This is a genomic window from Bryocella sp., from assembly GCF_058498515.1.
In genome coordinates, this window is the sequence record NZ_JBMHYI010000030.1 from 195,952 (window position 1) to 202,261 (window position 6,310).

Sequence of the window (6,310 nt, forward strand, 5' to 3'; positions counted from 1 at the left end):
GGTTGCATCACTTCAGTTCCATTGGCTGCAGTTTGTCTCTATTTCTCCTGGCGCTGGTTGCGGGTGAAGGTCTCGCACAGCAGGTGGTGCTCACGCGCGCCAATGCGACGGTGGTGCTCGAAGGCTTCGCTCCCAACATCGTGCGTGTGACGCTGAGCCTGGATCGTAACTTCGCGTTGAAGGGGCCGGGCGTCGGCGTTACAGCTTCAGGCAGCGATAGCGGATGGACACACAGCTCGAGTGCACAGGGCATGGATGTCTATCAGTCGAGCCGCATGACGCTGCATGTGACGCCCGAATCGCACGGGGCTCCGACGGGAACGCAGACCGATATCGCGCGCTACTTTAGCGGCTCAGCGCCGCATGTAGGCGTCACGATCGACACACCCGATGGGAAGCGCATGCTGGACATGAACGGCTGGGAGATGGCTGTACCCAACCACAAGGATGGCGATGCGGATGTCCTGCAAGATCGGCGCCAGGGCGACGATCCATTCTTCCGTGTAGGCGCGAGCTTCGCAGCTCCTGACGATGAGCACTATTACGGGCTGGGCCAGAATCAGCAGGGCTTTCTCGATCTGCGTGGACATTCCATCGAGTGTGCGCACGACTATAACGCAGCCGCAGGGCCCAGCGTGTGTGTGCCTTTTGTGGTGACCAATAAGGGTTACGCCATCGTGTGGGATAACCCATCGAAGACTCGCGTCGACTTTGCATTCGATGGTGAAACGCGCTGGACATCGCGGGTGGGGCAGCGCGTATCTTTCTTCGTCATTGTGGGCAACACGTATGACGAGTTATACGGAGGCTATCGTCTGCTGACCGGCGACGTGCCTATGTTGCCCAAAGCCGCCTACGGCTACATCCAGTCGAAGCAGCGCTACGCTTCGCAGCAGGAGATCCTCGATGCAGCGCGCGGCTATCGTCAACGCCATCTTCCTGCGGACGTGATGGTTGTCGACTGGTTCTACTTTACCAAGATGGGTGAGATGGACATGGATCCAGCGCGCTGGCCTGATCCAAGAGCCATGAACGACGAACTCCACAAGATGGGCTTCCAGAGCATGATCAGCGTGTGGCCGCGCTTCGTTCCGGACGATCGTTACTACAGCACCCTCCTGGCGCATGGATGGTTCGAACATCTGCCGGATGGCACGCCCACCAACGGTCTTCCCTATGACCGCGCGGGCTCGGATATCGACACCACGAACCCTGAAGCCGCGCGGTGGTTCTGGGACCGCATTCGTGAGAACTTCATCACCAAGGGTTTCGACTCCATCTGGGCGGATGAGACCGAGCCGGATCTTCCCCCTAATGGAAGCTATCTGCACGTCGGTCCGGGCACAGAGTTCTTCAACGTCTATCCCTACTTCCATACGAAGGCTATCTACGACGGCTTCCGCCGCGACGTAAAGGATCACCGAGCGCTCGTGCTCTCCCGCGATGCGTATCTTGGTGCGCAACATCATGGCGCCATGTTCTGGTCCTCAGATATTTCGCCTACATGGGACACGCTGCGGCGCGCCGTCCCGACAGGCATCAACTTCGTGGCCTCAGGAATGCCGTACTGGAGCACGGACATCGGCGGCTGGCAGTATCTTCCTGGCGCACACAGTCCGTCCCGCCCTCCACTCATCGATCCCTCCGACGCGCGCGACAACGTTGGCCACTACGATGACTATCCCGAACTCTATGTGCGGTGGTTCGAGTACGCGACGTTCCAGCCCAACATGCGGGCGCATGGCAGCCGCAAGAATAACGAGGTGTGGTCCTACGGTAAGCAGGCTGAGCCGATCCTCGAGAAGTACCTTCGTCTCCGGTATCAGCTGATGCCATACATCTACTCGCTCGGCCATGAGTCGCACGAGACAGGCGCGCCTTTTATGCGTGGGTTGTTCATGGACTTCGGCAGCGATCCGAAGACGGCCGACATTCGGGATGAGTATATGTTTGGTCCCGCACTGCTCATCGCTCCGGTCACGCAACAGGGGCAAACGAGCAGGCAGGTCTATCTGCCCGCAGGAACAGACTGGTATAACTACTGGACGAACGAGCGCGTCCGTGGGGGTCAGAACGTTACCGTCGCGGCGCTAATCGATGTGCTGCCCATCTTCGTCCGCGCGGGTTCCATCCTGCCTCTCGGTTCGCCTGTCGAAAGCACGAGCGACAAGCAGACCATCACCGAGGTGCGAGTGTATCGGGGCGCCGACGGAAACTTCGCGCTCTATAGCGACGATGGAAAGACCTATGCGTACGAGGGCGGATCCTATCAACTGACACACCTGCTCTGGTCAGACGCGAGAGGCTTATTCGCCCACGACGGCCCGCCCGCATGGACGGGGCCTGACGCCGCAGTTGTGCGCATGGTAGGAGGCCACTGATCCGGCCTCTCCCCGAGGCGGCTTTGGCGATGGCCAAGCGTACCTCAGGCGCTAAAGCGCGGGGAAGAGGGGCGAGTTACGGCACGACTGAAGTCGTGCCCTTAACGGGGCTTGCTGCGGTACGACTGAGGTCGTTTCCAAACAGGATTGGCTTACGGTGGGACTGTAGTCCTGCCCTTAACGGGACTGGCTGCGGTACGACTGGGATCGTGTCCTTGGCGGGATTTGGCTTACGGTACGACTGAGGTCCGCCCCTAACAGGATCTGCGGTCTGATGTTCCGGTTGGAGTTAGTCGGCTTCCGTCGCTGAAGCCGCGTGTGCGTTGCTATAGGCGGAGGAGTAGGGGTATAGCTCGGGGAGCTGGCAGAGGCGGGCGCGGACGGGGTTGGTGTGGATGTAGTCGCGGTGCTGGAGGAAGTCGGGGCGGTCGCGGATGCGATGGTCGGTATAGCCGCGTTGCCAGACAGGGAGCTTCGATTCGAGGCGGTGGGAGAAGCCGCCTTTAATGTGCTGCATCGCGCGCTCGATCGGGATGGCCTGCGGGGTGAGGAGCAGGTGAATGTGGTCGGGCATGACGACGAAGGCGTGGAGCTTGTAATGGCCCGCACGGCGGTAGTGTTGGAGGGTTTCTAGGAAGAGCTCGGCGTTGCGAGTTACCTGGAAGGCGCGGGTGCTGTTGTACGTGCGGCTGCTCCGCGAAATTTATAAGTGCACGATCTCTATATCCCCCCAGGCGTTACGCAGATACTCTGCGACTAGACGTCTATGACAATGATGTGGCTTGTCTTCGCTGCAAAGGAGGCAAGCTCCGTCTAGTTGTGCAAGGGAAAGGGACTCTTCGATGTGCCTGTCTCTCATGAGGGTGTTGAACCGCGCCTCGTACGCCATCCAGTCGTGCGTTCGCTTCTTATATTCGTCGAGCATCTCCGACTCGGGAGCGAGAATTGGCAGGTGAACATAGTCGATGTCGCAAATGGCTTTGGCGAAATATCTAAGATCGTCTTTCTTTGCAAATCCTGCGAGCTGAGAAACATTGTTCAAACGCACGTCAGCTATGCGGTCCACGCCTGCCTTCTTTAGCCTTGAGAAAAAGTCCTCAGCAGTCTTCTTTGTGAAGCCGATCGTAAAGATTTTCATATCTAGGCAACCAGGTCGGGAATCTTTTCTTCTGGAAGTTGGAAAGCGATCTTCTTTTCTTGCATTTCGTATGCGATTTCTGTTAGCGAATCGTCGTCCATGAACATATCTTTTTGGTCCAGAAGTCCTAGGGACTTCTTCAGTCGGAGAAGTGTCTGAGCGTGTCGTTCGGTCGAGCCATCAGCCAAGATATGGCTCACTTCCAGACCCCGTTTCGCCAAGTGTCGAGCCACTAAGACGCATCTATGGCATTCCAGGGGTTCCCTTTCTGCGCAGAGTAATGCGATCCTGAATTTTTCGGCTCCCATCTCTATTCTGTCGAGGCCATCCTGGAAAATGGTTCGCCGAGCTAGGCGATCATATCGAACCTTGCCGTCTTCGTAACAACTTTCGTCTGGGCTCCTCGCCCCCAATTCCTCGCCTAAAAAGGCGTAACGTATACCCGCCTCGGACAGGACGTATTCAATCTGAGGGGCGCTGAAGTCGGGATTGATGCGCGTTCGGGGCGAGGATCTCACATCCGCGATTGCGGTGACCGCGTTAGTGCGCAAAAGGGATAGTAATTTCTCAGTCGTATGATTTGAATGCCCAACCGTGAAGATTTCATTGATCACGCTATTTCTCCATCACGCCAGCGATGAGTTTGTAGCAGCAGTTCTGCTTTTCAAATACCTCTCCAATGCTGATGCAGAGAATAGGCTTTTCGATGGTACGGGTCGATCCGACGTCCAAAGATCCAAATTCCTTCTCGATCCTTGGATCCGTAACCGACAACGTATAGTCTGTTCGACCAAGTCGGAACGAGCCGCGAACCTTCCTCTTATTTTCCCATCCTTCTGAGGTCGCAGTCACTTTGAGTTCCTTCGGCGATATAAGACGAAGAGAACTCGTGAGGGTCTCTGCGGTGACCGCCTCAATGGCGTCGTTGCACCCGTATGCCGTGCTTTTGCCATCCACCCAAAGTGGCGGGAGCGCATCCGATACGAACTTCAACGCATCGCTATAGGCCAGTCTTCCCCTTTTGCTCCATTTCTTCTTAGAGCCGATCAACGTATCCTCAACGTGGCATCCAGAGGGCCTTTGCTCCAGCACTTCGAGATCTATGATGTCGAGCAATTGCGGGTCACTCCGATCGGCATAGAGGCGCTCTGCGTTCAGCTCTCCATGCTCACATTCAGAAACCGGACGAACCCAGATTGAGTAGTCCTTTCCATCCCAAGCGAGCCCAGCCACACATCTGCCGCCGAGCTTACGCGAATTAGCAAAGCAAATCATTGTGATCTCAGGCATGTGTGGTCCTCTGCGTATACCGAGTCGTGACTGGTTTGACGTCGTTCCGCTGGTGTTCGTCGGAGAGCGAAGCCCCGCCTAACGGCGGGGCTTTGTTGTTAGTGCCTTTGCGCGAAGCGCGTGTGGCGCTCCGCCTAGGAGCAGCCGCTGGTGGAGCCGCATTCCATGCAGCGGTAGCAGCTTCCATTGCGGGTCATGATGGAGCCGCAGGTGGAGCAGCTGGGGGAGTCGCCCATCTCGTACATGGCTTTCATGGCGGAGGCGGTGTGGTAGAGGCCGCGGTCGGGGCGGGCCAAGGGGTCAGGGTCAAGGGCCAAGGAGCCAGAGTGCGAGAGGCCGCTGGCGGCGGTCAGGTCGGGGGCTATGCCTTGCTGGGGTGGGCGGCGGTCGATGAGGGACTCAGGGCCAAGGGTCGAGGGCCAAGTGCCAGGGGAGCTGGAGGCGGTGGGTTCGTTGAGGTGGGCGTCGCCGAACATTTGCGGGGTTGATGAAGCAGGTCCCTCCGCTGCGGCGCTATGCGCCTCCGGTCGGGATGACACATTGGAGGGAAGGCTGGCTGCGGTAGGAACCCAGGTCCCAGAATCGGGACCTGGGGCACCCAGAGCTGTGGCCGCGGCGGGCCTGAGGCTGGCGAAGAGGTCGAGCTGTTGACCGCTGAGGAAGCGGAGCTGCATCCAGCGGAAGAGGTAGTCCATGATGGACTTGGCGTAGCCTAGCTCTTCGGAGCCAGTCCAGCCCGAGGGTTCGAAGCGAGTGTGGGCGAACTTCTCGCAGAGGACCTTGAGGGGGACTCCGTGCTGGAGGGCGAGCGAGATGGCCGTTGCGAAGGAGTCCATCAAGCCGGAGATGGTGGAGCCTTCCTTGGCCATGCGGACGAAAATTTCGCCGGGTGCTCCGCTGGGATAGAGGCCGACGGTGATGTAGCCTTCGTGGCCGCCGATGCCGAACTTGTGGGTGATGCTCATGCGCTCAGCGGGTAGCCGATGGCGGACGGCGCGGGGTGGGGCCTGGGCGTCGAGCGAATCGGCGTTCTGGGTGGTGGAGAGGATGTGGGCGGCGAGTTGGGCCTGAACTTCGGCCAGCTGCTGCTTGGCGGAGGCGATCTCCAGCTGCGAGGCGGTGAGAGCGGCGGTGACGGAGTCGAGCTGGGCGGCGGCTGCGGAGTCGGCTGCCTTAGATTCCTTCTGGGATTCGGCGTTGACGCTGGTTCCCTTCTTGTCGGCGTCGGTCTGGGCGCTGACGTTGAGGGGCTGGGTTCCCTTGGAGCCGTCGCGGTAGATGGCTACAGCCTTGAGGCCGAGGCGCCAGGATTCGGTGTAGGCGTCCGCGATGTCCTCGACGGTGCAGTCGTTGGGGAGGTTGACGGTTTTGCTGATGGCGCCGGAGAGGAAGGGCTGGGTGGCGGCCATCATCTTGACGTGGCCGGTCCAGGCGATGGTGCGGGTTCCCTTCGCAGGCTTGAAGGAGCAATCGAATACAGCGAGGTGCTCGGGCTTGAGGG

The 6,310-nt window shown here is 59.1% G+C and carries 6 protein-coding genes; 1 reads left to right on the forward strand and 5 read right to left on the reverse strand.

The genetic code is table 11. The features are described 5' to 3' along the window. Positions 1-32: 32 nt before the first annotated feature. Positions 33-2,381: a glycoside hydrolase family 31 protein gene (locus AC5E6W_RS09350; RefSeq protein ID WP_491752017.1), complete on the forward strand. Its 2,349-nt coding sequence runs from the start codon at positions 33-35 to the stop codon at positions 2,379-2,381. A gap of 289 nt (positions 2,382-2,670) precedes the next feature. On the opposite strand, the gene AC5E6W_RS09355 is transcribed toward AC5E6W_RS09350, so the two are convergent. The 5 genes from AC5E6W_RS09355 to AC5E6W_RS09375 all read right to left on the reverse strand — a co-directional run. Beyond that, positions 2,671-3,084, reverse strand: coding sequence for an REP-associated tyrosine transposase (locus AC5E6W_RS09355; RefSeq protein WP_491752025.1), 414 nt, complete (start codon positions 3,082-3,084; stop codon positions 2,671-2,673). After that, entirely contained in the window at positions 3,085-3,519 is a 435-nt protein-coding gene (locus AC5E6W_RS09360) for a DUF488 domain-containing protein (RefSeq protein ID WP_491752018.1), read from the reverse strand. Positions 3,520-3,521: 2 nt separating this feature from the next. Then, on the reverse strand, positions 3,522-4,133 hold the full coding sequence (locus tag AC5E6W_RS09365) for a DUF488 domain-containing protein (RefSeq protein ID WP_491752019.1): 612 nt from the start codon (positions 4,131-4,133) through the stop codon (positions 3,522-3,524). A 1-nt stretch (position 4,134) separates the two neighbouring features. Further along, positions 4,135-4,809 (reverse strand): dual OB domain-containing protein, encoded by a 675-nt coding sequence (locus AC5E6W_RS09370; protein ID WP_491752020.1) that lies wholly within the window; start codon positions 4,807-4,809, stop codon positions 4,135-4,137. Between the two features lie 134 nt (positions 4,810-4,943). After that, positions 4,944-6,310, reverse strand: a 1,367-nt coding sequence (locus AC5E6W_RS09375; protein ID WP_491752021.1) for a ribonucleotide reductase barrel domain-containing protein, incomplete at its 5' end; no start/stop codon positions are given.